At 48.3% G+C, this 25,960-nt stretch carries 22 protein-coding genes and 2 tRNA genes; 14 read left to right on the forward strand and 10 right to left on the reverse strand.

Annotated elements, in window-relative coordinates; all coding sequences use genetic code 11:
• Positions 1–15 precede the first annotated feature (15 nt).
• A complete protein-coding gene (gene purF, locus QXJ75_05050; GenBank protein ID MEM3737433.1) occupies positions 16–1,572 on the reverse strand; it encodes an amidophosphoribosyltransferase in 1,557 nt (518 codons plus the stop codon).
• A 16-nt stretch (positions 1,573–1,588) separates the two neighbouring features.
• The gene (locus tag QXJ75_05055; protein ID MEM3737434.1) at positions 1,589–2,326 is read right to left on the reverse strand and encodes a phosphoribosylaminoimidazolesuccinocarboxamide synthase; all 738 of its coding nucleotides are present in this window, start codon (positions 2,324–2,326) and stop codon (positions 1,589–1,591) included.
• Between the two features lie 315 nt (positions 2,327–2,641).
• Between QXJ75_05055 and QXJ75_05060 the strand changes: the two genes are divergently transcribed.
• A complete protein-coding gene (locus tag QXJ75_05060) occupies positions 2,642–3,751 on the forward strand; it encodes a phosphotransferase (GenBank protein MEM3737435.1) in 1,110 nt (369 codons plus the stop codon).
• Here QXJ75_05060 and QXJ75_05065 read toward each other — a convergent pair.
• Positions 3,738–3,929, reverse strand: coding sequence for a hypothetical protein (locus QXJ75_05065; GenBank protein ID MEM3737436.1), 192 nt, complete (start codon positions 3,927–3,929; stop codon positions 3,738–3,740). The genes QXJ75_05060 and QXJ75_05065 overlap by 14 nt on opposite strands.
• A 148-nt stretch (positions 3,930–4,077) precedes the next feature.
• Between QXJ75_05065 and QXJ75_05070 the strand changes: the two genes are divergently transcribed.
• Both QXJ75_05070 and QXJ75_05075 read left to right on the forward strand, forming a co-directional pair.
• Positions 4,078–5,097, forward strand: a complete 1,020-nt coding sequence (locus QXJ75_05070) for a hypothetical protein (GenBank protein ID MEM3737437.1) — start codon at positions 4,078–4,080, stop codon at positions 5,095–5,097.
• A gap of 1 nt (position 5,098) precedes the next feature.
• Entirely contained in the window at positions 5,099–5,356 is a 258-nt protein-coding gene (locus QXJ75_05075; protein ID MEM3737438.1) for a hypothetical protein, read from the forward strand.
• On the opposite strand, the gene QXJ75_05080 is transcribed toward QXJ75_05075, so the two are convergent.
• Positions 5,310–6,398 (reverse strand): DUF354 domain-containing protein, encoded by a 1,089-nt coding sequence (locus QXJ75_05080; GenBank protein ID MEM3737439.1) that lies wholly within the window; start codon positions 6,396–6,398, stop codon positions 5,310–5,312. The two genes, QXJ75_05075 and QXJ75_05080, sit on opposite strands and share 47 nt — an antisense overlap.
• Positions 6,399–6,623: 225 nt before the next feature.
• Between QXJ75_05080 and QXJ75_05085 the strand changes: the two genes are divergently transcribed.
• Positions 6,624–7,958: a nucleotide sugar dehydrogenase gene (locus QXJ75_05085; protein MEM3737440.1), complete on the forward strand. Its 1,335-nt coding sequence runs from the start codon at positions 6,624–6,626 to the stop codon at positions 7,956–7,958.
• Between the two features lie 133 nt (positions 7,959–8,091).
• Here the strand turns inward: QXJ75_05085 and QXJ75_05090 are convergent, their stop codons facing one another.
• From QXJ75_05090 to QXJ75_05100, 3 genes are all read right to left on the reverse strand, one after another.
• Positions 8,092–8,376, reverse strand: coding sequence for a MoaD/ThiS family protein (locus QXJ75_05090; protein MEM3737441.1), 285 nt, complete (start codon positions 8,374–8,376; stop codon positions 8,092–8,094).
• A 102-nt stretch (positions 8,377–8,478) separates the two neighbouring features.
• A complete protein-coding gene (locus QXJ75_05095; protein ID MEM3737442.1) occupies positions 8,479–8,673 on the reverse strand; it encodes a hypothetical protein in 195 nt (64 codons plus the stop codon).
• Positions 8,674–8,703: 30 nt separating this feature from the next.
• Positions 8,704–8,874: transfer RNA gene (locus QXJ75_05100), tRNA-OTHER, on the reverse strand.
• A 156-nt stretch (positions 8,875–9,030) separates the two neighbouring features.
• On the opposite strand from QXJ75_05100, the gene QXJ75_05105 reads away from it, so the two are divergent.
• On the forward strand, positions 9,031–10,017 hold the full coding sequence (locus QXJ75_05105; GenBank protein MEM3737443.1) for a hypothetical protein: 987 nt from the start codon (positions 9,031–9,033) through the stop codon (positions 10,015–10,017).
• Between the two features lie 204 nt (positions 10,018–10,221).
• Positions 10,222–11,628: a cysteine--tRNA ligase gene (gene cysS, locus QXJ75_05110; GenBank protein ID MEM3737444.1), complete on the forward strand. Its 1,407-nt coding sequence runs from the start codon at positions 10,222–10,224 to the stop codon at positions 11,626–11,628.
• Between the two features lie 19 nt (positions 11,629–11,647).
• Here the strand turns inward: cysS and QXJ75_05115 are convergent, their stop codons facing one another.
• The 3 genes from QXJ75_05115 to QXJ75_05125 all read right to left on the reverse strand — a co-directional run bounded on the left by QXJ75_05115 (position 11,648) and on the right by QXJ75_05125 (position 16,157).
• Positions 11,648–12,910, reverse strand: coding sequence for a glycosyltransferase family 4 protein (locus QXJ75_05115; protein ID MEM3737445.1), 1,263 nt, complete (start codon positions 12,908–12,910; stop codon positions 11,648–11,650).
• A gap of 68 nt (positions 12,911–12,978) precedes the next feature.
• Entirely contained in the window at positions 12,979–14,922 is a 1,944-nt protein-coding gene (locus QXJ75_05120; GenBank protein MEM3737446.1) for a hypothetical protein, read from the reverse strand.
• 161 nt (positions 14,923–15,083) lie between these two features.
• The gene (locus tag QXJ75_05125; protein ID MEM3737447.1) at positions 15,084–16,157 is read right to left on the reverse strand and encodes a DUF1786 family protein; all 1,074 of its coding nucleotides are present in this window, start codon (positions 16,155–16,157) and stop codon (positions 15,084–15,086) included.
• A gap of 111 nt (positions 16,158–16,268) precedes the next feature.
• Here QXJ75_05125 and ilvD point away from each other — a divergent pair, with 111 nt between their 5' ends.
• The 8 genes from ilvD (at position 16,269) to QXJ75_05165 (ending at position 25,889) form a co-directional block, all read left to right on the forward strand.
• Positions 16,269–17,927, forward strand: coding sequence for a dihydroxy-acid dehydratase (ilvD, locus tag QXJ75_05130; GenBank protein ID MEM3737448.1), 1,659 nt, complete (start codon positions 16,269–16,271; stop codon positions 17,925–17,927).
• A 108-nt stretch (positions 17,928–18,035) separates the two neighbouring features.
• Positions 18,036–19,433, forward strand: coding sequence for an NAD(P)/FAD-dependent oxidoreductase (locus tag QXJ75_05135; GenBank protein ID MEM3737449.1), 1,398 nt, complete (start codon positions 18,036–18,038; stop codon positions 19,431–19,433).
• Positions 19,434–19,508: 75 nt separating this feature from the next.
• Complete coding sequence (locus QXJ75_05140; protein MEM3737450.1) at positions 19,509–20,249, forward strand: histone deacetylase family protein; 741 nt, start codon at positions 19,509–19,511, stop codon at positions 20,247–20,249.
• A gap of 245 nt (positions 20,250–20,494) precedes the next feature.
• Positions 20,495–20,589 (forward strand) — tRNA-Pro (locus QXJ75_05145).
• Positions 20,590–20,664: 75 nt separating this feature from the next.
• Positions 20,665–22,197, forward strand: coding sequence for a 2-isopropylmalate synthase (locus tag QXJ75_05150; GenBank protein ID MEM3737451.1), 1,533 nt, complete (start codon positions 20,665–20,667; stop codon positions 22,195–22,197).
• 161 nt (positions 22,198–22,358) lie between these two features.
• Positions 22,359–23,846, forward strand: coding sequence for an asparagine synthetase B (locus QXJ75_05155; protein ID MEM3737452.1), 1,488 nt, complete (start codon positions 22,359–22,361; stop codon positions 23,844–23,846).
• A gap of 25 nt (positions 23,847–23,871) precedes the next feature.
• Positions 23,872–24,792, forward strand: a complete 921-nt coding sequence (locus tag QXJ75_05160) for a branched-chain amino acid transaminase (GenBank protein ID MEM3737453.1) — start codon at positions 23,872–23,874, stop codon at positions 24,790–24,792.
• Between the two features lie 350 nt (positions 24,793–25,142).
• Positions 25,143–25,889 carry an ATPase domain-containing protein gene (locus QXJ75_05165; protein MEM3737454.1) on the forward strand — a complete coding sequence of 249 codons (747 nt, stop codon included), beginning with the start codon at positions 25,143–25,145 and terminating at the stop codon, positions 25,887–25,889.
• Positions 25,890–25,960: the final 71 nt, after the last annotated feature.

Below are 25,960 nucleotides of genomic sequence, written 5' to 3' on the forward strand. Positions count from 1 at the left end.
CGGAACTCCCCTACCCTAAACTGCCTCTATATACCTATAATCACTCACGGCGGCTATATCTTTCATCCGAGTAGCTATCTGTTGAGCCTTGGGGGTTGGGTAGTCGCCGGTGATACATGCCATGCAGAGATCGTCCCTACTGATTTTGATGGCGTCCACTAAGCCGTCAATTGTCTGGTAACACAGCGAATCAGCACCCACTTGCCTACAGATTTCATCTATGTCTTTGCCAGCTGCGATGAGCTCCTTATGCGTGGACATGTCTACGCCGTAGAAGCAAGGAGAGATTATTGGAGGGCATGTTATGCCGACATGGACTTTCCGTGCACCGGCCTGCCTGACCATTTTGACAATGTTCTTTAGGGTCGTTCCTCTAACTATGCTGTCGTCTATTAGCATAACTCTCTTTCCATTAAGGACGGATTTGAGTGGGTTTAACTTTGCCTTCACAGCGTCCTCACGCTTGCTCTGTTTAGGCATGATGAAGGTTCTATGTATGTAACGATTCTTTATGAGACCTTCAGCGGTAGGTATACCACTTATCCTCGAGGCTCCTTCGCTAGCCGGCCTTGAAGTGTCTGGGACAGGAATTATAACGTCGGCTTCGTGGCTAAAGTTTTTAGCCAAGTTCATTCCAAGCCGCATTCTTACTTCGTAAACTGATTGTCCCTCTATTATGGAGTCAGGTCTGCTGAAGTATACATACTCGAACATGCAATGGGCTCTACGAGGGGACGGCAGAAACTGCTTTCTCACCACTTTAGAGCCATCGACGAGGACAGCTTCCCCCGGCTTAATATCGCCCTCCAACTTTCCGCCACACATATCTATGGCTACGCTCTCCGAGGCACTAATGAAGGAGCCGGCGACGGTTCCGTAGCATAGAGGTTTAAAGCCAAATGGGTCCCTAAAAGCAAGTAGTGAGCCATCTCCGGTTACTAGAACAGCAGAGTAACCGCCTTCAACTACATGTAAAGCATCACCAAGAGCTCCTAACACATCGCCCGTCTCATTTATTCCATCTATCAGCAGATGCAATAGAATTTCAGCGTCAGACTTTGAAGTCAGCATCTTTCCCTGACGAAGTACCAGATCTCTCAGTTCAAGATAGTTTACCAATGTGCCGTTGTATGCTAGAGCTAGGCCGTGCCTCGGGCCATTGAGGTGGCAAGGCTGTGCCTCCGCGAGTGTTGAACTCCCGACGGTTGAGTATCTAACATGCCCTATCCCCACAGTGCCTTCTAACTGGGCTAGGTCTTCCTTGGTGAAGCCTTCCCCTGCCAGGCCAAGAACCTTCTTACAGAGAAGTTTACAGTCTCTCCCACCAACGGCAATACCGGCGGACTCTTGGCCTCTATGTTGTAGGGCAATAAGGCCGAAGAGAATCTTCTCAGCTACAGGGCCTGTACCGTTGCACCCTATAACGCCGCAGGCTTCCCTCAAACCTCGTCTCTCAACCTCCCTAAAATTTGCTCTAGGGTGCTGCCCCACCTTGAGAGTCCCCAAACTCCAGCAGCCAACTTGTGAGATCTTTGAGGTTGCCCCAGTTTTACCATCTCTGGTGGCAGGCATTTAGCAAAGAAATTTTTCACTTTAACTCCTCACCTACAATATATCTGTAACCTTTGAGGTAGGTTTCCTCCACAGAGTCTAGAGGTGCCCCCTGCCTGTAGACATCCTTATCCACACTCGCCCCAGTCTCCAAATCCCAAAGTCTCATAGAGTCTAGATTTAACTCGTCACCTACTCTTAGGGCGCCCTCCACGTCCCTACCAAACTCCAATTTGAAGTCTACAAGCACCAATCCACGTTCTACCATAAACTTCTTAAGGATTTTATTGACTCTCCTAGTTAAAGCCTTCATCCGGGCTATCTCCCGCCGGTTTGCTAACCCTAAGGCAACAATATGGTCGTCAACCAGCATTGGGTCGTGAAGTGCATCATTCTTTAGGTAGAATTCAACTATAGGCTCCTTCAATCTCTCACCCCTCTTAAATATGGGTAGATTCTCCACGAGATGGCCGGCCGCAATGTTACGGCAGACCACCTCGATAGGTATCATCTTCAACCTTCGGACCTCCATTAGGTGTGAGCCACAAAGTCTGATATAGTGTGTGGGGATACCGCTATCATTTAGTAACTGGAAGATTTTTGCCGATATACCGGCGTTGATGGCGCCTTTGCGTGGTAAGAGGGCATGTTTCTTGCCGTCGAGAGCTGTGAGGTCGTCCTTGAACTTGAGTAGGACCCTATCTATCTCTGAGCTTCGGTAGACGATCTTCGTCTTCCCCTCGGAGATCTTTCCTTCCACTGGTTCTTGTTCCACGTAGAGGGGGTCTTCTCCTTTTCATATAAACATTTTTGTCAAAAATTATAGACATAAATGAAAAATTAACGTAGAAATGTCAATAAGCCTCGTTTTACCCGCGCCTTAACGTGTAACTCATTTAAAAAGGATGTATCGAATCTCTTTAGCGGTATTAAAGCAGACGTCAAACGCGTAGCAGTCACTCCTCGAACATTGCTCTCCCGCGAGGCAGCTTTGCTGAGCATCTCAAGTCGTTCGATTGTAGGATAGAAGCTCCCAGCCGAAAGAGTAATTATTCATACGCACCCATTTGAGATCAGGAGCAGATGCTTTATGGGATTAGATCTACGCTCATCAATGGTGGAAGATTATCTCTCCAAGCTATTCGGGTCAAGGGCAGAGATACGTGAAATTAGGCCCCTAGGCGTCGAGAAGAAACTCGGCGGAGGGCTGAAGGAGATAAAAGGCTTCGGCTACGGTATCCCCTACCTGATAGATCTCGAGGTGGGCGGCTCTATGAAGAGTGTTGTCCTCGAGACTATGCGTCCAAGCGGCGGCTTCGGCCACGACTATCCTGCAGATAGAGCCCAGTGTCTCCTTCTTGCTCATTCAACTTATAACAAGCTACCGAGGCATGTTAAATCCCTAGACGTAGGCGCTCTCACCGTAGGCGGTTCACTAAAGTCTATTGGAGACTGGACGGAGTTTTACATACTCTTAGAGAAGGTGGAAGGTGAGGAGTATAGTAAGGATCTAGAAAGGATCGCTGTTAGTGGGTCCATGACTGAGCTTGATTCTGCAAGATGTAAAGCTCTCTCTGCATACTTGGCCCACATTCACGCGGTGAGAAGGTCAGATCCTCAACTTTACCGACGCCGAATTAGAGACCTCATCGGCCACGGTGAGTGTATAATGGGCTTGATCGACAGTTATCCCCCTAACCTAGACTTCGTCGGCGAAGGTGAGCTGGCTGACATAGAGGCGCGGTGTGTGGCTTGGAGGTGGAAGATAAAGAACAGGCATCATAGACTCTGCCAGGTTCATGGCGACTTCCATCCTTGGAACATTTTGTTCAGGGAAGGGATTGACTTCACAGTCCTCGACCGGAGTCGCGGGGAGTGGGGTGAGCCGGCGGACGATCTAGCCGCCCTCAGTATAAACTACATATTCTTCTCACTTCAGGTGTATGGAGCCTTGGAGGGATCCTTCAAAGACCTATTCCAGAAATTCATTAGAGGTTATTTGGACGAGACAGGGGACGAGGAGATCTTAGAAGTAGTCCAACCTTTCTTCGCTTGGAGGGCACTAGTTCTCGCAAGCCCAATGTGGTATCCAAACTTAAGCCTAGCAGTACGGAGGAAGATCTTAAACTTTATTCATAACATACTGGACATTGACCGGGTTGACATAGGTAACATTAACTCCTACCTCAGGCCACCGTGATATTGCGCTTGCCTAACCCCCACGGGTCACACTTAATCCCCTCCCAAAGTCTCTCCTTCAACTTCTCTAGGCATGATAGATAGAGTTCATAGTCTCTATCGTAGCATTCTTTGCAGGAGATAAGTGTGCCATCTTCAGACCTGCAGAGCCCCAACTCGGTGAAGGGTCTCTTTCTCATAATCTACATAGCTCCCTGTAGCTAGCCCGTATTAAGTTTTCTGGCGAAGATTTTTGAGAAACTGGACAGGGTTCACATATCGTTCAGGGCGTCGGTTGAGTTAGAGAGGTCTGAGCATATATAGTGGAAAGGGTACACTCAACGGCTGATGAAGCATATGGAAGGCTTAACTCCGGCCATCGCGTTGGCGTTAATCATTCCCGCAGTCTCTGGCTTCATTGTGGTAGATAGACTTACCAATCCTATAGGAAACTTCATGAAGAGTAGAGGAATAGTGGGGGTTGATGTTCACAAACTGGATAAGACAGTCATACCTGAGATGTGCGGGCTCGTGATAATATTAGGGGTCACAACCTCGGCTGGTCTCTTATGTTGGTTTCTCCCCAAATATTGGAGCAAGTTTCTAGCATTAATCCTCGTAGTCGCCATAGCCGCGGTCGTAGGTTACATTGACTATTTGAGTCATTGGAGGGCTAAAGTGAAGGTAGCTGCCTGTGCGGCGGCTTGTATACCCATCCTCCTGACTCCAGGAACTTACGTGTCTCATCCTTCTGCACCTTTCATCGGGGAGTTGAGGTTAACGATTCTTTACCCCCTCATACTGGTTCCAGTGTTTACCACTCTAATGGCAAATGCCGCAAACATGATCGATGTCCTTAATGGGGCTATGCCCATCACCTCAGCTATTGCCGGCATCTTCCTCTTCCTCACTGCGCTCTTATTCGGGCGGTTAGAGGCTGCCGCCATGTATCTGTCGCTCGTAGCGTGCCTCCTAGCTTACTACCGATTTAACCGTTATCCTGCGAAAGTGTTCACCGGGGATATAGGGAGTTTAGGGGTTGGCGCCGCGTTTGGAGCTATCGCAGTCATGGGAGGACTTGAGATCCTAACCCTCATAGCCTTCCTTCCAGCCATGATAAATGGTTCCCTGAACTTGTCGAGCGTTGGGAGGCTCTTCGAGCGTAGAGAGATCTCTCAACGCCCAATAGTCCTGCTCCCTGATGGTAGGCTCTCCGCAAGTCAGATGAGAGAGGCGCCGATAACCTTAACTAGGCTCCTCTTGGCTTCAGGGCCCCTTAGAGAGAGTGAAATTGTCAGACGTTTCATGGTTTTAGCCACCTTTGCGGGTGTCTTAGAGATGTTGACAGCAGTGTTGATGGTGTTGTGAGATGTTGAGGAATCTTAGGCTGCTTTTACTGGTTATGGTTTCCTTTTGGGGTGTCTTCATGGCGGGATCATGGATCGTCGCAAATATTTATCTACCTTGGGTCAAAGCAATCTCGGGTGCAAGCGAGTCTCTTCTGGTGGACTTCTTGGCGTGGTCTGTGGTCGTAGTGTTGATCGCCGTAATTCTCTTAGCTTTCAAGCATCTGCTTCACGCTATCTTCTGGCGGGAGATGGCATATACTCAAAGACGGTATTCTTGATCTTCTCAACAGGGTCCTCCATCTGCGAGATCAACCTCTCAGCTTTTGCCTTGCTCCTCTCCTTATAACGAGTGAGATCTCTCAGGACGTCTCTCACCATCTTAACCATAACTCCGGCATTCGTCGGGTGCCAGATGAGTCCCTTCTTCACCAGGAAGCTTTCTACACTCGTCGGCTCACTGGGATAACAAGAGAAAGAAGGCACACCCATTAAGGCTGCCTCTGCCGTCATAGTTCCTCCACCCCCGATAAATATGGAGGTGAAGGCTAAGAGGCTCGGGCCGTCCACCGTTCCTTCAGGAATGATAATATCTCCTCCAAATCTTTCTTTCAATATTGGGGCGTGATCGTCATATCTGGGGATGACTACCATCTGGGCTTCTCCTTTAAGTTCTCTCCTCAAGCCTTCAATGATCGCGAATGTTTGGGTCTTCTTAGATTCTGATAGTAGATAAGACGCGTAGGTCTCCTCCGTTCGAAGGGTTATAATCGGTCTATCTGCACGAAGATTTAGCTTCTCTAGAACTGTAGGGTCAACCTTGTAGCTCCTCAACCAAGCGATAGGGTCTAACGCCTTATATCTTACAATCATATCTCTGGATGCTCCAAGCTTTAACCAGAGGCGTAACGGTATCACGTAGGGGGTTAGAAGCTTCCTCGATAGGGGTATGGTAAGCTTCGCTACAGCCTCTGAATGGGGTGAATCGTTGACAACTATGTGAGGGACCCCTAGACCGAAATTTGTCCTAGCAGCCTCAGGGGATGAGAATGACAGTGAAACTTCAGGTCTCCTATTTTCAAGCAGCTTTGCAAGACTTAGCGTACGCTTGAGGCTAGCCTCTAGTTTTCCTTCGAGAGTCGCCCCCCCATACTCTCCAACAGTTATGGCTCTCCTCCGCCTCATCCTGAGCAAGTCTTCAACTTCACGGTAGCGCCGGGTGGTAGCTAGAATCTCGTGGCCTGAGGCTTCAAGTCTCTTCGCAACCTCGTCGAAGAGTAGCGCCTGTTTAGGAGTCAAGATGTCTATGTGAATCAGGGCCAAGCGGAGTTACCTCACATGATAAACTGTTACTTGGTGGCTGGAGGCTTGGCATAGTCATCAATATTCTACGCCTTCGTTCAACTATTAACTATAACCATTTGATAAAATGTTCCTCTCCGTTTCTTCGTGTTAGATCTGGTAAACCTCACAGCTTTTAAAGCTAATATTTCAAAGCTGCATAGCAGTTTCATTACGGCTTGGCTGTTGTGTAGGAGTTGAAAATAGATGGGAGACGATAAACAGCAAGTTTGCGTGGTGGGTTTAGGGAGAGTTGGGCTTCCTACAGCTTGCCTACTCGTTGAGGCTGGCTTCGAAGTTATCGGTGTAGACTCTAACCCTAAACTCCTAGAAAAGATCAAGGAAGGTACGCTGCCATTTCTGGAACCTGACCTAGATGTACTCCTCAAAAATTCGATTGAAAGTGGAAAGTTTAAGGTCACAGTAGACCTGAAAGACGCGGTAAGGCAGTCTAATGACATAATGATAACAGTACCAACCCTCATCGACAGGAGGAAGAACCCGAATTACTCAATTTTGAAGAACGTCTGCAAAGATATAGGCTCATCTATGAAGAGAGGTACCCTGCTCATAGTTGCGAGCACCACCGGCCCCGGCGTGACTGAGTCGATCGTAAAGAAGACCTTAGAGAAGGAGTCAGGACTAAAAGCTGGAACCGATTTCGCTTTGGCCTACAGTCCTGTAAGGGCTTCTGTAGGTCAGGTTGTCAGAGACTTAAAAAGCTATAGACGGTTAGTTAGCGGGATTGACAAGAATAGCCTCAAGAGAGCGGCAACCATAATTTCCGCAATCTCCGAAGGCGCCCCTATTGAGGTGGGTAGTATTAAAATGGCTGAGGCAGCCAAGGTCTTCGAGAATACATATAGAGCTGTGAACATCGCCTTAGCGAATGAATTAGCAGCTTTCTGCGAGATGGAGGGTCTGGACTATTATGAGATCTCTGCTGCCTCTAACACTCAACCCTTCTGCCACCTACACAGACCAGGCATTGTGGGCGGCGAGTGTATTCCCGTGAATCCTTACTTCCTGATAGCTGAGGCAGAGAACACAGGTACATGCCTGTCAATAGTGACCTCCGCTCTTAGACGGAATGAAGCTATGCCTAGAAAGGTTGCCTCTCACGTTGCAAAAGTATTGAAACAGTGCGGAAAGAAGTTGAAGCGAGCCAAGGTGTTGATACTCGGGGTCTCCTTCAAGGCTAATGTGGATGACTCGCGAAACTCAGCCGCAAGGGTGCTGTTCAGGCTTTTAAAGGGAAAGGGGGCGGTTGTCTATGTTTGGGACCCCCTATTCAAGACGAGTGAACTTGAATCCTTAGGCTTCGAGACCACGCCCTCGCCGGATGCAACCTTGGAGAATGTTGACTGCGTAATTGTAAGCGTGGGTCACGACCTATTCAGGCAGCAGAAGGACATGATTCTACATAAGCTCTCGCAGAGAGCCAAGGTGGCAGTGGTGGACTGTAGCGGCTCAAAAATCTTCAGCCCCAGAGATTCTACAGAGAATATCATCTGCTCTTGCATTGGAGTCGGTCCGACCTAGTCCCTTCGCCTATGGTCTCAAGAATTTGCAGGTAACCCCAACGCTCCACAGACAGTTGCCTTTCTAGTGTAACCCGAGTCAAGCTACTCTGAAGTTCAGGTATATATACCACTCTGTCTCAGCGCTACCGCTTCTACCCACCGTGAACCACCGGTATGATAACGAGTGTATCCCCGCTCTCAACTCGTGTCCGCAACCCCTCTAGCACTCCTATCTCCCTCCCATTCTTGAGTATTAGCGCACGCCCCCGTGGATTTTTCAGTTCTTTATCAAAGATCGCATCCTCAAACTCCGATCCAAATCTCTCTACAAGTTTCATAAGGACAGCGGCTACATCGTTTACTTCAGAGTCAGACAGCTCTAAGGAATCTAGACGTGTGAGAGCCTTAAATCCGCCGATGAACTTTACAATGACCATAGTTTTCACCGGAGCACATGTGGATAGCCGCTACCGCCGAGCTTTGCGGGTGGGGGTTAAGAGTATGTAACGTCGAGTTACAATTAAGAATAATGGCTGTCTCTAGATCTCCTCGGTCTTACATTTAATCCGCTTTAAGATTTCCTCAACTTTATCTTGCGGCACTTTATAGGTGTAGAGGCATCGGGCTGTTCTAAGCTTTAACTTCACTATCCCACCCACTCTCTTAATTTTACAGAGATCTGTCTTCTCTGAGAGTTTAAGAAACTTCTCCAAGTCTTTGATCTCCCTAGGCATCTCTGTACACCGTTTAGTTTGCACTGTTAGTGCTCCGGGCGGGATTCTCCCGTAGATTTGCTCTACGTTTTGAACCCGCGACCACCGACTCGATTGGCCTCTCTCGGCGATCACCGCGGAGATAAGGCCGGTATACTTGACCGGGTTTTACGGCGGGCTTAAGCCTTTACGGCTCGCAACCGTCCTCTATACTACCGGAGCACTTCTATTCCTAATCACGAGAATAATAATAAACTTTGTGAAGTTGATTCACTAAGAGTTTATATGGCGGAGTAAGATTCCTACTCTATAGGTGGCCTTATACCTTATCTCTTATATGCTACGCTTTAGTAATTATACCGACCGAGCGGATCTTTCATGACTGTTCTCAAGCAAGAGTCGGAGGAGGTAGCTTCGAACTTTAGGGGGGTGTGCCCTCTTTGTGACACTAAAGTAAACTTTGCTGTAGAGAAGCTTGGAAGATTTGACACGCCTAAATTCTCTTGCAGTAACTGTGGGGCGGCATGGGAGTACTGGGAGGATTGGGAGAACCCACCTAAGATGAAGGGCGCCAGACTGGTGAAGGTTGACAAAGACTTGAAAGGAGTTAAACTCCGAGGCATCTACTTGGAATCGTCATTCTGGCAGAAGGTAATAGAAGATAAAACCAACCTCGAAAAATTTGAATCCAAAACTAGAAGGATCCCCGAAGCACAACTAGAGCAGGCAGAACCCAAACAGTCACCAACAGCAGAGTTGTCTTCCGAGTCTCCAAAACCTGAGGAGAAGGGGCGCAAGTGGGGGTTCGGTGGGCTAGGCTTCAAACGCTTGAAATCCTCTGGAAAAGCCAATGCCGCGGTTAGGCTTAAGGGGCCTGGAACCTACTCTGGTTATGGTTTGAAGCTAGGCTATCAGCAGGGTTGGGTGGTTATGAAGGATCTTCGTTGCAAAGACAAATTGGGGCGGTTGGAGCTTAGAGGCCCAAGCAACTTCAAGATAAACATAGACTGGGGGCCACTTGCAGATATGAAAGAAAAGGCTCCTACTCCTTCAAAATATATAGATACAGCACTCATGTCGCTTGGAGCGAATAAAATAGTAGTTAGCCTAGATGTTAAAGCGAAGAGGACAATTATGGTACGTCAGCATGAGGGTGTCTTCGTTCATTGCGTGGTAGACATTTCTAGATACGGGCTCCTCCAGAAGATCACGGAAAGGTTAGATCTCCGATACGCGATCATCTACTGTGAAGAGAGTCAGAGGTACTTCGTGATCCGTGGACAGACTCCACCTGAGACGTCTATGGAATATGGTGAGGCGTTCGAGAACCTTATACGATCTTTCGACTGCCACCCACAAACCTGAACCTTCGAGGTGATATGTTTGAAGCCTCAACACAGTCTAGTGGAACTTATTTATGGGTAGACATATTTCGAGGTAAGTACCGTACGTATCAACCCCATAAAAGGCATTATTCTGTCGGTGGATGTTGGTTTGGTCGCACGCCCTTCTGCAAGTGTTAATTTCTAGTTGGTAAATGCTATAAACACGGATTTCTTTGTGAGGTTTATGGCGTTGCGATTCTTCAACACCTTATCTAAGAGAAAAGAGGAGTTTAAACCTCTGAGGCAGGGGGAAGTCAGAGTTTACACCTGTGGCCCTACCGTATACGACTACGCACACATCGGAAACTTTAGAACCTACGTCTTCCAAGACCTTCTGAGGCGGTGGCTGGAGTATAGAGGATACAGAGTCTACCAGGTAATGAATCTTACCGACGTAGACGATAAGACGATAAAAAAATCGAGAATGGAGGGTCTCCCTCTTAGACAGTTTACTCAGAAATACATAGACGCCTTTTTTGAAGATTTAGAAAAGTTGAAGATAAAGAAGGCAGAAGTCTATCCGAGGGCAACCGAGCATTTAGCCGATATGGTTAACCTCATCAAGAGTCTCCTTCAAAGTGGATACGCTTACATGGGTGATGATCGCTCCATATACTTCGATGTATCGAAGTTCAAGGGGTATGGAAAACTTTCGGGGCTGAAAGTTGGAGGTCTCAAAGCTGGCGCTAGGGTCAAGAATGATTTGTATGGTAAGGGAGAGCCGCGAGACTTCGCGCTGTGGAAAGCTTGGAGTGAAGAAGACGGTGATGTATACTGGGAAACAGAGTTGGGGAAGGGTAGACCTGGGTGGCACATTGAGTGCTCGGCTATGTCCATGAAATATTTGGGGGAGACCTTCGATATCCATAGCGGAGGTATCGACCTCATCTTCCCACACCACGAGAATGAGATCGCTCAGAGTGAGGCCGCTACCGGTAAGCCCCTCGCCAACTACTGGCTCCACTGCGAGCACCTCTTGGTAGATGGGAGAAAGATGTCAAAGTCTCTCGGCAACTTCTACACTCTAAGAGATCTTCTAGATAAGGGCTACAGCCCGGCTGCTATACGTTACGTCTTACTCTCCACACACTACAGACGCTATCTCAACTTCACCTTCCAAAGCTTAGATGCTGCCACTAGCACTCTGGAAAGGGTGGGAGAATTTTTCACAAAGTTAAGGGAGGCAAGTGGTGGAGGAAGAAGTAGGGAGATTAATGGTCTATTGGAGGCTGTTGAACGTGGCTTCTGTGAAGCTATGGACGACGACCTTGACATAAACACAGCCCTTGCACACCTCTTCAAGTTCATACGGAGGGTAAATGTGCTCCTTAGAGAGGGTACGGTAAGTAAGGGCGATGCGGAAAAGATCCACAGTTTGATGATGTCTCTCAATAGAGTCCTCGGCATAATAGATGGAGTGCCAGTTGCCGAGAGCCTTCCGGAGGAGATTCTAGACATGATTAAAAGAAGGGAGGAGGCACGGCGGCGTAAAGATTGGGCTACGGCAGACCAGCTCAGATCGCTGCTGCAAGGTAGAGGCATCATCCTTGAGGACACTCCAACAGGAGTGAAAGTAAAGAAGAAGTTTTAACCAGTTCAGGTCATACAGCTTAGAACTCAACTCCCAACACCTGCTCGTAAAGCTCTATGTTATCTCTTACGCCCCTCTCCAGGCTGAAGAGCGAGTTAAAGATCTGTAACGCCTTCTTACCCATTTTCTGGCTTAACTTCTTATCTGTGAGGATCTTGAGTATGGCTTCAGAAAGTTGCTTCACGTTGCCTGGCTCCACGAGGAATCCATTGACTCCCGGCCAAATCTGCATCATAATTCCACCAGTGGCAGTTCCCACGACTGGTTTCCCGAAAGCCATCCCCTCTGCTACGGCTAAGCCGAAACCCTCCATGATTGAGGGCAAGACGACTACATCTGCCGCGGCGTATGCCGTCATAAGATCCCTTCTTGAGATATGACCTGTGAAGATCACATGAGCTTCAAGTTTTAACTCTGCCACCAAACTTTTAAGTTCCTCCTCATATCGCCTCTTCCCCTCAGCTTTCAGGATCTCTTTCGTCATAGACCCGTCACCCACAAAGACACATCTGACGTTCGGTATCTCTTTCAGGATTATAGGTAACGCCTTAATTAGCCGGTCTTGGCCTTTAAGTGGGTCGATTCTAGCTACGCATAGAATTACACGTTCATCAGGTTTAATCCCGTAGTTACTACGGAAGTCACCTTTGACTCTCTCGACGGTGACGAAGGGACTTATGCAAACGGCTTTATCCCAAGAGAGCCCGTCTTGTATAGCCACAGCTACGTAGGGCCTCGTTGAGAATACTACTCTATCGTAATGCGTCATGTATTGGACGACAAACTTCCTCCACTGTGGTGAAGGTTTATCGGTGTATGGTATATGCCATGTGAAGATTTTAGGCACGGTCAGATCGTTGAGGAGTGATCCTAAAGGGAGCAGTTGGAAATCGTGGACATGTAATAGGTCGAAGTGTTCTTTCTCGTAGACTTCTCTCACCTGCCCACTAAAGAACTTGTTGATAGTAAAGTAATCGTTGAAGCCGTAAAGGTGTTTGTTTATCAGTTTATCCTCTGATAGCTCTCCCCCATGGAATATTTTCAAGATCAACTCCTTAAACTGTGTATATCCTGAAAGGATCCTCGAATCTAAACTGGTCTTCGGGACTCTATAGACTTTAATGCTTTCTACTACCTCCTCCGGCGGCGCCTTAGCAGGTTTCAGGTGGATCACACAGAGTTCATGGTTTAACTCGCGACACTTTCGCCCTAGCCATAAAAGATAATATGACACACCTCCAGTGTGGGGGAAAAAGGACTGGCTTACGGCGCAGATCTTCACAGACCCACCACAGAAGAGTTGATACACGCCAAATCTAAAATGTTTATGGGGGCGTTAAATGCCACAGTTCACTCTCTGGGTCTCCTTTGGAAGTATTCAGTGGAGAACAGTTTAATCTGCCTAACCCTACGGCCCGACATGATGCGGGAGGTCCTTAAGCTCTCGAGACCCTTGTAGAGGACTTCGCATGTTAAGGTGGTTTGAAGTAGATCGAAGACTGTTCTGCCTCTCTGTATTTCCTCCTCGAAGGTTGTATCCCACTTTATAGCCTCTAAGAGCTTCTCCTTGAGGATGTCATCGAAGCTTTCTCGGAGCGGAGTTGTATTCACTTCCTCGGAGAGAAGACTTTGAGTTGGCGCAATAATCGCCGGCGAATATAGCTGAGGTTCAACCTGAGTGTCCTCTAAGCTTGCGAGGTAGAAAGGGATCTGGAGCAAAGCAACTTCTGGAATCTGTAATTCTTTAGGCACTACGGCTGTCAATTCCTCTACGTGGTTAATGAACTCTTGCTTCTTCTGGATTAGGTTGTCTATCTGGGAGCATATATCCTCAGTTCTTCTGTCTAGCTCGTTGAGTGTTCTCTCCGCCACTCTTAACATCCTACTCATTTGATCCTTCAACTCTTTCGTCTTCATCTGGTAGATTCGAACCTTTGACTTGTATTCCTCGTCTAAAGCCTCTCTCTCCTGCGCAGCTTTTCTGCGAATGTTCTCAATCTGGAGCACTATAGCCTTCAGCCTGCCCTGAACCTCTAATCTAGACGCCTCTAAACCTTTCAGCTTGCCAGTCAAGTCTTCTATCTGCCTATCAGTTTGTGCAAGTTTCTTTTGGATGTCTGTTTGCGCCTTGTCTGCTTCCTCGGCCTTCCTCTCCTTAAGCTGCCGGGTTCTTTGGATGCTATCAAGCTTCTGCTCGAGCTTTTGGAGCTGTTTCGCCCTTTCTTCTTCATCTGTTTCGCCCAAGGCTTCAGCCAAGCCTTTCAACCGTAGCATATCCATCTTAAGATTCTCTATCTCCAAGATCAAAGCTGAGAGCTCCTTCCTCAAACTCTCGCCGAGTCGTCTCGCTGAAGCGAAGTCGGCATCTAGCCTCTCTCGCTGAGTGGCAAGCCCCTTCAACTTTCCTACTATTTCTTGTTCGCTTTGCACCAGCTCGTGCAGCCTCATCTCCAGCTCGCCCCTCTCATTCTCGAGGGCCTTGACTTCCTCAATCTCACCTCTAGTTAACTCTGAGATCTTGGAGGGGTATTGTTCCTGGAGTTTCAAGATTTCAATCTTTGAGGCAGCTTCAGCTTCGTTTATTTTAGATGCGAACTCCGACTTTAGGGCTTCTAATTGCCCAATCTGAGCGTGGCGCCAGTAACCACTCTGTTTAACGAGTTTTTCCTTTACAGAGGCGAGCGAGGCTATATCGTCAGCTGCCTCCTTCTCAAGCCTCCCAAGGATTTTAGCAATCTCACACACTTCTTCCCGGCACAGCCTTGGGCTTAAGGAGACGCCATCAACTACCCTACCCCTCTGGAAGAGAGTTAGGCACTCTTGGATGTCGGCGTTTAACTCCTTATCGATGAGCCCTTCAAGGATGACTGTCTTGGAGCCCTTGAATGAGGCGAAGAAGTTGCGTTGTCTCCTAATCGCACTAAGATATTCGCCCACCGACTTGGCTTCCGCTATGTTTTCGATGAATTTTTCGCAGTCTGGGAGTTCCTCGTAGCTAAGGATTTGTTGAAAGAGATTCAACCCATCCACGAGGACGCATCGGCCAGGCCTCATACAGACAATCCACATCGAATAGTAGATCTTAACTAAAGACTTCAGTCTGCGGTCTTCTGTACGTCGTAGTCTACTTTTAATCCAGCTCCCAAAGGGGTGAAGGGCGGTTGTTACCTTCATATCGCGTTCAACTTTGGAGACAAGCAGAGCTAACTCGGACTCCTTCGGGAGGCTTACCGTTCGTCCCTGTTCGTCAACTTCGAAAATGTAAGCCAGTACGAGTGGGCCAGCTTCTTCCATCTATATCCTCTCGACCTCGAACGTTTAACAGGCGAGATTTGTAGACCTCATTTATGCCAGATTGTAAGGTCTAGTTAGGCGATAAATGGGGCATTAGCAACTAATTCTATGCTTGTATTTCAACTTCTTCTAATCCTCTACTAATATTTCTCGAGTTTACCTCATAGATTAAATTTCCTCTCAGCCGCCGTGACCAGCCCCATCGGGCCAGTCATCATCACATCTCCTGCCGGTGCTGGAAAACACACATCAAGCCCTACGCCGTACAGGAGACCCCTATTAGGCCCGGTTGCCGCTATCTTCTCAGCATTGAACGGTTCAGCTTTCGCGTCGAGGTATACTACACCGTGGCCTCCCTCGCTGAAGACCTCCTCATCTTTTGCAAGTTTAGCCTCAAAGTCGAGGATCAGCTTCTTAGCCGTGGCAGGTGTCAACAGCCTAGTGTGGTGTTCTAGCAGTCCCTTCACCTCCCCATCGTTGAGGAGTGCCATCACTGTATGCCCATTGCCTACATTCACAGCCAAAAGGGAGCCTACGCGTTCTACTCTGGGATCTTTACGGCATCCAACCAATGCAGCCGGCCCCGTATCCATGACTAGGACTTTCGCGTGAGGCAGTTGCCTTTTTGCGGCTTTGGCTGCAGCTTTCATCCTCAAATAGTATGGGGGTATTTCTCCTTCAGAGAAGGCTAAGGCGTCAGCTCTATTGTTCCTCTCTAACTGCACCCTAATAGTCTCCATCCTGAACTTGCGGTTGCTTACCCCTTTAGGGGCAGCGCCGTGGTCCTGAACCGCCACCGCGACGATGTCTACATCGGAGAGAGATTCTCCCAGGCTTCCAAGAAAGCCCTTTAGTGAATTGATATTAACCTCTGATATCTCAATAGTTTCGCCCTTGAAGCTTCCGAGTTCCGCTTCATCGCGAATTACATCGACTCCCATTTCCAGAACTTCTTCAAGGTTACTCCTGACCGTGTAAGCTGCCTCTTCCGTCATGACTACTTTTAAACGTCTACTCAAATGTTGCATCAGAGCGGAAACTATGGGTCCTCCTCCTATTGTCTCACCCGTCAAGAATATCCCAACCCCCCTCCTAGTGGCATCCCTGACTTTCTCGGCTAGAACTGTTGTGGGGCTGGGCAGAACCATTTTGATGCAGTTCTCAAGGTTTTTATCTTCATCGTAAAGTAGGATATCTGAAGTTCCCATCCCAATGTCGATCGTTAGGATCTTCATCCTGTAAATAATTACTTTAATTATTATTAAGAGTTAGTGGAACAGCCATCCCCAGCTCCAAAATGTTATAAACATAAAAATAAAACTCAAAGGTTGGCGTGATTTAGTTTGATGAGGTTAAGGAGTAGGGAAGTTATTGAGGGGGTCGATCGAGCTCCTCACAGGGCGTTATTGAAGGCTTTCGGGCTTACTGACGAGGAGCTCAGAAAACCCTTGGTCGGTATAGCAAACTCTTGGAATGATATAGTCCCTGGCCACCACCACCTCAAACTCTTAGCGGACCGTGTTAGATCCGGGATACTAGAAGGAGGGGGGGTGCCCCTAGAATTCAACACGATAGCCATCTGTGACGGTATCGCGATGGGACATGAGGGCATGAAAGCCCCGCTCCCAAGCCGTGAGGTTATTGCAGCCTCGGTGGAGCTAATGGCTCTGGCCCACGGCTTCGACGCTCTTGTTCTAATATGTTCCTGCGACAAGATCGTTCCAGGGATGCTCATGGCAGCCTGCCGCTTGGATCTCCCAGCCATAATGGTAACGGGCGGATGCTCACTCCCAGGACAGTTAAACGGTGAGAAGGTTACAATCAACAAAATCTTCGAGGCAGTGGGCGCGGCGAAGGCTGGCAAGATAACCCATGAGAAGTTAACTCTATTAGAGAACCTCGCCTGCCCAACCTGTGGTTCATGCCAAGGTATGTATACAGCAAACACGATGCAGTGTCTGGTTGAAGCTATGGGTTTCTCTCTTCCCTACTCCGGGACTACCCCAGCAGTATACACCGCGAAGTATAGGCTAGCCGCTTTGAGTGGGAGGCAAGTCATGGAGCTCTTGGCAAGGGGGCTTACGCCCTCGAGGATACTCGGCAGAAAATCCTTTGAGAACGCCATCATAGTTGATCAAGCCCTCGGTGGCTCCACGAATACCGCGCTCCACCTTCCAGCCATAGCTCACGAGTTGGGAATAGAGTTGACACTCGACGACTTCGACCGGCTGGGCAAGGTAACACCTCACATCTGCAATATAGAACCTTCTGGTGAAGCTACCGTTGTCGACCTTCACAATGCCGGTGGTGTTCCAGGCGTGTTAAAGACGCTTAGTCCACTACTCCACCTTGACGCATTGACGGTTACAGGTATGACTGTTGGAGAGAACATTCGCGCCGTCGAAGTAAGAAACAGACAGATAATTCGAACACTCGAGAACCCATTCCATAAAGAAGGCGGGATAGCTGTTCTTAAAGGTAATCTGGCACCTGATGGCGCTGTTGTGAAACAGAGCGCTGTAGATGAGAGCATGCTAAGGTTTGAGGGCGAGGCGAAAGTTTGCAACTCCGAGGAAGAGGCTTTGAAGGCTATTTATGATGGCGAAGTTAAGGCGGGCTGTGTTCTCATCATACGCTACGAGGGGCCACGGGGCGGCCCCGGCATGAAGGAGATGTTGGCTGCAACAGCGGCTCTGGCGGGTATGGGCTTAAATAAAGGTGTAGCCTTGTTGACAGATGGGCGTTTCTCCGGCGCCACTCGAGGGCCTTGCGTTGGGCACATCTCGCCTGAGGCAATGGCGGGGGGTCCTATAGCTGTTGTGGAGGAGGGCGACATGATAGAAATAGACATACCGCAGCGTAGGCTTGAACTTAAGATCTCAAGCGACGAGATTGATAGCCGACTTAGAAGGTGGAAACCCCCACCTCTAAAGATTAGGAAGGGCTGGCTTGCCACCTACGGTAGGATAGCCCAGTCGGCTAGTAGCGGAGCTATATTCGAGTAACCTCCCATACAAACGTAGGTGCAGGTTTTGAGGGCTAGTGTTTACTTTAGGAAATATAAGATAAATAAACATGTACTGCACTCATTAGTTCTGTTGGGGTTTGGGTAGGTGACGGTGAAGACTGACATAGCCGTCATAGGTGCTGGGCCGGCCGGACTATTCGCAGCCCTCGAGCTGGCTGAGAGGTGTAATCTCAAAGTTTTGGTTATAGACCAAGGCAATGAGCCTCTCAAGAGGGTCTGCCCGGAGCAAACCAGTTATAGAGGCTGCAGCAAATGCATACCTTGCAATGTTCTTTGTGGCGCCGGCGGGGCTGGTACCCTCTCGAGTGGTAGACTGAACCTGCGCCCTGACATTGGTGGTGACCTTGTATCGTTAGTGAGAAGTGAGGAGGAAGCCCGCAATCTAATAGCTGAAGTTGACAAGGTCTTCCTCAAATATGGTTGCCCTGAGAAGCTTTACAACCCTAAGACTGAAGAGGTTGCTGAACTGGAGAGAAGGGCAGCAGCATTCGGGGTTAAATTCATCTCGATACCACAACGTGAAATCGGAACCGATAGGGCACCAATGGTGATACAAAACTTTATGGACGACCTCCGCAGCAAGGGTGTGGAGTTCCTCCTTCGGAAGAAGGTAACTCACCTAGACAAGGGCGTAGTTCAACTTAACGGCGGCGAGGTGGTTGAGTGTAAATACATCTTGGCTGCCCCAGGGCGGAGTGGCCAGAATTGGCTTGCGGAGGAAGCTAGAAGGCTTAAGATTCCCACTAAGTATGAGCCCATAGATATCGGAGTGAGGGTTGAGGTTCCATCAGTTATCATGGAGCCTATTACCAGGATAAACCGTGACCCAAAGTTCCACATCTACACCGAGACTTATGATGACTTCCTCAGGACCTTCTGCGTGAACCATGAAGGCTTCGTATGCTTAGAGGTCTATGATGAAGGATATGTGGGTGTGAATGGTCACTGCATGTCCAGCAGCAAATCCTCCAATACAAATTTCGCCTTCCTAGTGCGCGTGGCTCTGACGGAGCCCCTCGAAGACAGTTCAGCTTACGGTCGAACGATAGCTACCCAGACTACGACTCTAGGCGGTGGTCGTCCCATCATTCAAAGGCTGGGTGACCTTGTAAAAGGTCGCAGGTCTACTTGGGATAGGATTGAGAGGGGTAACGTGAAGCCGACATTGAGGAGTGTGACTCCTGGCGACATAGCTATGGCTATGCCCCACCGGTTAGTGACCGATATAGTTGAAGGATTGAGGAAACTGGATCACGTAATCCCAGGTGTAGCATCAGCCTCAACACTCCTATATGCGCCAGAGGTTAAATTCTCTGCGCACAGAATATACACTAATAAGTATCTTGAAACAACTATAGAGAACATTTTCGTAGCTGGAGATGGTGCGGGTTTATCGAGGGGGATAGCCACAGCCGCCGCGACAGGCATCCTAGCGGCTCGGGGCATTCTTAGAAAGGAAGGCATTACGATAAAGAATCAGTAACCCCACAAATGGGAAAAGAGGCAGCTTAAATGGGCATTAGGTAAATACACCATAAATAAGATGTCGGGTTGAGATGTGAAGATAGTCTACCATGAAAATTTTTGCGTAGTTTATACAGATGACCCTGCAGCCAAGCCTGGCAGAATCGAGAGCATTCGCGACGCGTTGCAGGGTGTGTTTGATTTCGTTGAGCCCAGCCCAGCAAGCGAAGAAGACTTGTGTCTAGTGCACACGCCCGCTCACATAGAACTGGTTAAACATCAAAGGCTCGTCTACGAGGTTGCACTCTTGGCAGTTGGAGGTGCAGTAAAGGCTGGTGAGCTAGCTGCGGGTGGTGAGCCAGCCTTCGCGTTGGTTAGACCTCCAGGTCATCACGCTGGGAAAGATATGCGATGGGGTTTCTGCTATTTCAACAACATAGCTATATCGGTGCAGAGATTACTTCGGCGTGGGGTTGTAAAAAAAGCAGTCATAGTTGACTTCGACCTCCACTTCGGGGATGGAACCGACAACATATTCCGGAATGTGTCTGAGGTATCATATTTTCACCTCCCAGAAAATAACAGCCTGGAGGCGTTGGGCGGTTATCTTGACTCTAGGGAAGGCTACGAGATAATCGCTGTTTCAGCAGGATTCGATAGACATCGCGATGATTGGGGAGGCATACTCAGCACTGAGGATTACAAGTCTATAGGCGAAATTTTAAAAGAATATTCCAAGAAATGTTGGGGGCGTGTCTTCGCGGTGCTTGAAGGAGGATACAACAATGAGGTTCTCGGCAAGAATGTCAGGGCATTCCTGGAAGGTTTAGGATAGACACAGCATAGTCACCAAAAACAGGGTATATTGCAGATCCCAGTTTAAGGTATACTCCACCATGAGTGGGGCTTCTACAACTCAGATATCGAGCAGAAGCTGAGGCTCTCCATCTTGGACATCGAATACGTCTGGCCTAGGCATCTGACTGTTTGGAGTTGCAAATTACACGTAATCCTTAATTAGCAGCTCCTTTTACTAGGAGCAGTAAAGTGGCGAATAAACCAGAAAACCTCCACTATGCTGGGGCTGTGGGCTAGTTTGGTCTACGCTTGGTGGCTTGGGCCCACCAGATCGCCGGTTCAAAAGGTGCAACCTGGAAGTCCGGCCAGCCCCACCATACTATTGTATCCTGAGAAAGTTTTTTATTTAGGATGCCGCATTAAGCGGGCTGAGAGATGTAAAATGGGGTATCATTTTATTTGCGAGTAAATTTGCGGACAGAATAAGACTTTTTGACACTACGCTGAGGGATGGCGAGCAGACGCCAGGTGTCTCATTAAGCCCAGAGGATAAGTTAAGGATAGCGAAGGCGCTAGACGAGTTTGGAGTGGACGTCATAGAGGGCGGCTTCGCGAGAGTTTCTAAAGGAGATTTCTTAGCGCTTCAAATGATGGCGAGAGAAGGTCTCAGGGCGGAGGTCTGTAGTATGAGCCGCGGTGTTGAGGAAGACATAAAAGCTGCCGCTGATTGTGGAGCTCAAAGTATACATTTGGTACTTCCTACCTCAGAACTCCACCTCAAACACAAGCTTAAAAAAAGCACGGGAGAACTCCTCCAGCTGGCAACCGAGTGCGTGAAGTATGCAAAGAAGCTGGGGTTAATAGTTGAGCTTTCCGCCGAGGACGGCTCAAGATCTGATATGGCGTTTCTCAAAGAGTTCTTTTCAACAGGTCTTTCCGCGGGCGCAGATAGACTTTGCCTCTGCGATACTGTGGGCTGTCTAACTCCTGAACGCTCCTACGAGATGGTCTCAGACCTCAAAGCGTCTTTAAAGGCGCCTCTAAGTATCCACTGTCACGATGACTTTGGGATGGCTGTTGCCAATTCCGTTGCGGCTTTAAAGGCTGGCGCAGATCAAGTGCATGTCACAGTAAACGGTCTAGGTGAGCGAGCCGGTAATGCTGCATTAGAGGAGGTTGTCATGAGTCTACTCTGCCTCTCAAATGTGAAATTAAATGTGGACACGGCGAAGCTTTACAGTCTATCCAGGCTAGTCTCCAGATTGACTGGTGTTGCTATACCGCCCAACAAGGCTATTGTAGGTGATAACGCGTTCGCCCACGAGTCTGGGATTCACACACACGGCGTCTTAGCTAATCCCCTAACCTATGAACCGATCTCTCCAGAGATAGTGGGTGTGCGGAGGAGGTTGCTGGTAGGTAAACATGCCGGGCTTCACGGTGTGAGGGCTCTACTAGATCAAATGGGCCTACACCCGACACAGGAGCAATTACTTGAAATCTTCAAAAGAGTTAAGGATCTCGGTGACAGGGGCAAGAAGGTGAGTGAGCCTGACCTGCAGGCTATAGCCGAGACTGTAATGGGCATCCCCCCTCTCAGACCCATAAAACTGAAAGAGCTCACAGTCATAACTGGTGATAAGATAACTCCGACAGCGTCAGTCAAACTTGAAGTTTTTAATAAGGTATTTGTAGAGTCAGGTGTGGGGGTGGGCCCTGTGGACGCTGCTATAAACGCGATAAAGAAAGTTGGGGCAGCTGTCGCCGAGATAGAACTGGACGACTATTATGTAAAATCGATCACAGGAGGTACCGATGCCGCTGTGGAGGTAGCTTTGAGGCTCAGGAAGAGAGATCGGACGGCCACGGCTATTGGAACGCGAAGTGACATAGTTATGGCTAGCGTAGAGGCATTCGTAAGTGGGATGAACTTCCTTATGGCCAACTATTCAGATCAAAGCGGCAAGACAACCAATCAAACTTAACCTTAACTCTCTTTTCCCCTCTAATTTTGGGTTTTTAGCCACTAGGTTTGCCGCGTCGCTTGGGTGACACACGGTTGCATAGAATTTATTGGTAGCAGAGCGGTGGACGTTAAACTCATTTAAAATGGCGTAGCTTATTACTACTGGTTGGTGTTGTGTTCTTGGGCTCAATCGTAGGTCTTATAGACAGAGAAGGGTTTGGTGTCGGCGAAAAAATCGTTGAGATGTTACGTATCTTACAACATAGAGGCCCAGACGCGTTTGGAGTAGCTTCGGAGGATACTTTTCAGGTGGAGAAGAGCCTTGAAGATTTAGATGTAAGAGAAGTGGATGCGCCGATAGCTGTCGGGTGCAATGCTCTGAATCTTACAGACAAACCTGGAGAGATGGAAATTCCTGTCTACAGCATAGATGGCATCGTGAAAGTGCAGGAGGGGGAAGTCTATAGCGAAGCCCCAGTCTTCAAGCAGAAAGACGATCTCTCCTCAGAGTGTGTGAAGGTTGCCAGAGATTTGAGAGGTGCGTATGCCTTCGCGCTTCTATGTGGAGATAAAATCTACCTTACTTGCGATTCTATTGGGGCCAAACCAATATTCCTCGGAGAGAACGATAGGTATGTTGGTTTCGCCTCGGAGAGGAAGGCACTCTGGAGAGTCGGAATCAACAACACCCGCATAATCCAAGCTGGCACCGTCGCCGTTTTGGGCGCTGGGGGGATATCAACCCTACCAGCTCCTCCGATAGTGGAGGGCGCTTTAAGATATTTTGACATGGAGAGCGCGGTCAAGGAAGTTCAGCCGGTGCTCAAGGCTGCCTGTAAAGTTAGAGTTTACCCCGAGGCTAAGAGAATTGGCGTACTCTTCTCAGGTGGGCTTGACAGTTCCCTCATAGCCTACGTGCTCCGTGAGTTAGGTTTGGAGGTCGTGCTCTATGTCGGTGGGCTTGATGGCTCCTGTGATGTTGAGGCAGCTCGCTGTTCAGCCGATGAGTTAGGTTTCGAGTTACGTGAGGCTTCTATCTCTTTAGATGAATTCGAAGAGTGCATATGTAGGGTGGTGTATGCGATTGAAAGCTTCAACTCTGTAAATGTGGGTGTGGCTCTCCCTATCTACTTAGCCTCTCGAATGGCGCGGGAGGATGGGTTGAGGCTTTGCTTCTCAGGTCAGGGGTGTGATGAACTTTTTGGGGGCTACTCTCGATATCTTAATGTTCTAAGTGAGAGCGGCTACGAAGGTCTACAAGCCGTTTTGTGGCGCGATGTTGGAAGGCTGAGTGAGGGGGCGCAGAGAGATGGGGCTGCTGCTCTTGCAAACAGCGTCGAGTTGAGGAGTCCTTTCATAGATCGCGACCTAATCGATGTTGTAATGGGCATCTCACCGGAACTGAAGGTGGCAGGAACCAACGATAAACTTAGAAAACTGGTTCTGCGTAGGCTCGCAAAGGAGTTAGGTCTACCTGAATCAATCGTTGTAAGGGTTAAGAAAGCAGCGCAGTATGGCTCTGGGGCTGAGAAAGCATTAAAAATGCTAGCTAAAGAGAAAGGATTTAGTGTGGATTCTATGTTGCAGAAAATATATGTCAAATTTAAATATATGGTTGAAAGATGCGTAAATGTTCCACAACTAAGGGATGCATGGTTGTTAACGTGAGTATACACTTCAGCAGGTGGGTTAAGTGCCCATAATAGAGATGGATTACATCTGGTTGAACGGAAGGTTAGTTCCGTGGAAAGACGCAAAAATACATGTCCTCACTCATGCACTCCACTACGGCAGCGGAGTCTTTGAAGGCATAAGATGCTACGATACCAGTGAAGGGCCTGCAGTCTTCAGGCTTGACGACCATCTTAAGAGGCTGTGGAATTCAGCGGCAGCCTTCTTCATGAAGATCCCTTACACGATAGGTGAGCTACACGAGGCAGTCGTCTCGCTTATAAGAGCTAACAAACTCCATGAATGCTACATCAGACCAATAGCCTATTTTGGGTACAGTGAGATGGGTTTAAACCCCACCGGCAACCCTGTAGAAGTAGCTATAGCCGCTTGGCCTTGGGGGGCATACCTGGGCGATAAAGCTATGAGCAAAGGGGCTAGGGCGAAGATCTCCTCGTATAGGCGGATACCTCCATTCTCACTACCTCCAGGGGCGAAATCTACAGGCCAATACTTGAACTCGATACTTGCAAAACTTGAAGCTTTAAGGAACGGGTGCGATGAAGCTATAATGCTGGACTCACGAGGGTTTGTAGCTGAAGGCCCAGGAGAAAATATATTTATTGTCAAAGATGGCGTCCTTTACACGCCGTCAGCCAAGGCTGGGATACTACTTGGAATAACCCGAGACAGTGTAATAAAAATGGCCAACGATCTCGGTTACCATGTCAGAGAAGACGATGTGACAGTGGATATGTTGCTGGCGGCTGATGAGGCGTTCTTCACGGGGACAGCCACAGAAGTAGCGCCAATATGTGAAGTCGACGGTAAGAGGGTTGGTAAAGGGATTCCAGGATCAATAACTGTGACGATTCAGAAATTGTATAAGGACGTCACTAAAGGTCTCAAAAAGGAGTATGATCATTGGCTTACACACATCTAATCGGCGGCGGGTTAGATGATGTCTGCCGTTGCTACATGATCTTGGTATGTGAGCCTCAAAGGTGCAAGGCTGGAAGTTTGCCGCTTTGGGTGAGCTTGGAAGTATAAATTGCGGTCAGAATTGTCACTGTCGGCTTATGAATGCGATTTTTTTATGTATATTTTGAAGGTTAAACCCGCCTGATTTTCTCGGAAAAATAATACGTTCTACCTCCACGTCTAAACATGTGTGGGCGGATATGGCTTATTTTTGGTAGAAAGACAAAAATCTGAGTTAGAAACTTGAGTTTAGGGAGAAGGTTGTCTAAAACTTCAGAGTCTCCCAAGTCAGAGGATAAATTTTCACAGAGTTTGGTTAAGATAGGTAAAGAGGCGACTAAGCTTATAGAAACAGGAATAGACGGCCTCGACAGTGCCCTCGGCGGAGGGCTGCCTGACAGTACTCTTTTCCTCGTCATAGGAGAGGCTGGATCTCATTATGAGACCTTCGTTCAGCAGATCCTATATAACCATGCCCTTCGAGGTGGAAAGGTTGCGTATTACACAATTGAGATCTCTAGTTTAGACATTAGAGATGATATGGCAATATACGGGTGGGATGTAGATAAACTTCCTGATGATTCATGGATCTTCGTAAATGTCCAAACGCCTGACTTACAAGAGCTATCCCAGCTTGCAGCTATCCCAATCGAGGGCCACAGAATACCTCTATCCACAACTCTAACTTCATTGAAAAGCGACTTTTTGTCTAGGGCTAAAGGGGGTAGGTGGACAGCTATGCATATGTCTCACCTCCTTCTCCGCTACGATTTTCGCGACGTCCTCGACACCGTGTTATACATGCGATTGGTTGTCCGGCACTATCACGGGCTACATTTTATAGTTGTGCCCAGAGGAATACATGAAGATCAGAAGATAAACGCCATTAAACATCTTGTTGACGGTGTGGTGGAGTTCTCCATGCAGGAGAGGGCTAGAGAGTATGAAGGCTCTTTGACCATTAGAAAATTGAGGAAAGTGCTCCATAGAACTAGAACATTCCCGTTCATAGTTTCAGAAAAGGGAATAGTTGTTGAACGGGCTGAGAGGATTATCTAATAGTAGCAGGAGGTCTATAAGGTAGCAGGGATAAATATTATCGAAACAGGGTCAATTGGGAGATTAAGGCG

The sequence above is a fragment of the Candidatus Bathyarchaeia archaeon genome (assembly GCA_038883335.1).
GTDB lineage: Archaea > Thermoproteota > Bathyarchaeia > Hecatellales > Hecatellaceae > JAVZMI01.

Bases quoted from the DNA above. Each gene is read 5' to 3' on its own strand.
- QXJ75_05085 (MEM3737440.1), top strand. From the start codon at position 6,624: ATGGGAGACGATAAACAGCAAGTTTGCGTGGTGGGTTTAGGGAGAGTT.
- QXJ75_05065 (MEM3737436.1), bottom strand. From the start codon at position 3,929: ATGAGAAAGAGACCCTTCACCGAGTTGGGGCTCTGCAGGTCTGAAGAT.
- QXJ75_05105 (MEM3737443.1), top strand. From the start codon at position 9,031: ATGACTGTTCTCAAGCAAGAGTCGGAGGAGGTAGCTTCGAACTTTAGG.
- purF (MEM3737433.1), bottom strand. From the start codon at position 1,572: ATGCCTGCCACCAGAGATGGTAAAACTGGGGCAACCTCAAAGATCTCA.
- QXJ75_05060 (MEM3737435.1), top strand. From the start codon at position 2,642: ATGGGATTAGATCTACGCTCATCAATGGTGGAAGATTATCTCTCCAAG.
- QXJ75_05120 (MEM3737446.1), bottom strand. From the start codon at position 14,922: ATGGAAGAAGCTGGCCCACTCGTACTGGCTTACATTTTCGAAGTTGAC.
- QXJ75_05075 (MEM3737438.1), top strand. From the start codon at position 5,099: ATGTTGAGGAATCTTAGGCTGCTTTTACTGGTTATGGTTTCCTTTTGG.
- cysS (MEM3737444.1), top strand. From the start codon at position 10,222: ATGGCGTTGCGATTCTTCAACACCTTATCTAAGAGAAAAGAGGAGTTT.
- ilvD (MEM3737448.1), top strand. From the start codon at position 16,269: ATGAGGTTAAGGAGTAGGGAAGTTATTGAGGGGGTCGATCGAGCTCCT.
- QXJ75_05125 (MEM3737447.1), bottom strand. From the start codon at position 16,157: ATGAAGATCCTAACGATCGACATTGGGATGGGAACTTCAGATATCCTA.
- QXJ75_05095 (MEM3737442.1), bottom strand. From the start codon at position 8,673: ATGCCTAGGGAGATCAAAGACTTGGAGAAGTTTCTTAAACTCTCAGAG.
- QXJ75_05070 (MEM3737437.1), top strand. From the start codon at position 4,078: ATGAAGCATATGGAAGGCTTAACTCCGGCCATCGCGTTGGCGTTAATC.
- QXJ75_05090 (MEM3737441.1), bottom strand. From the start codon at position 8,376: ATGGTCATTGTAAAGTTCATCGGCGGATTTAAGGCTCTCACACGTCTA.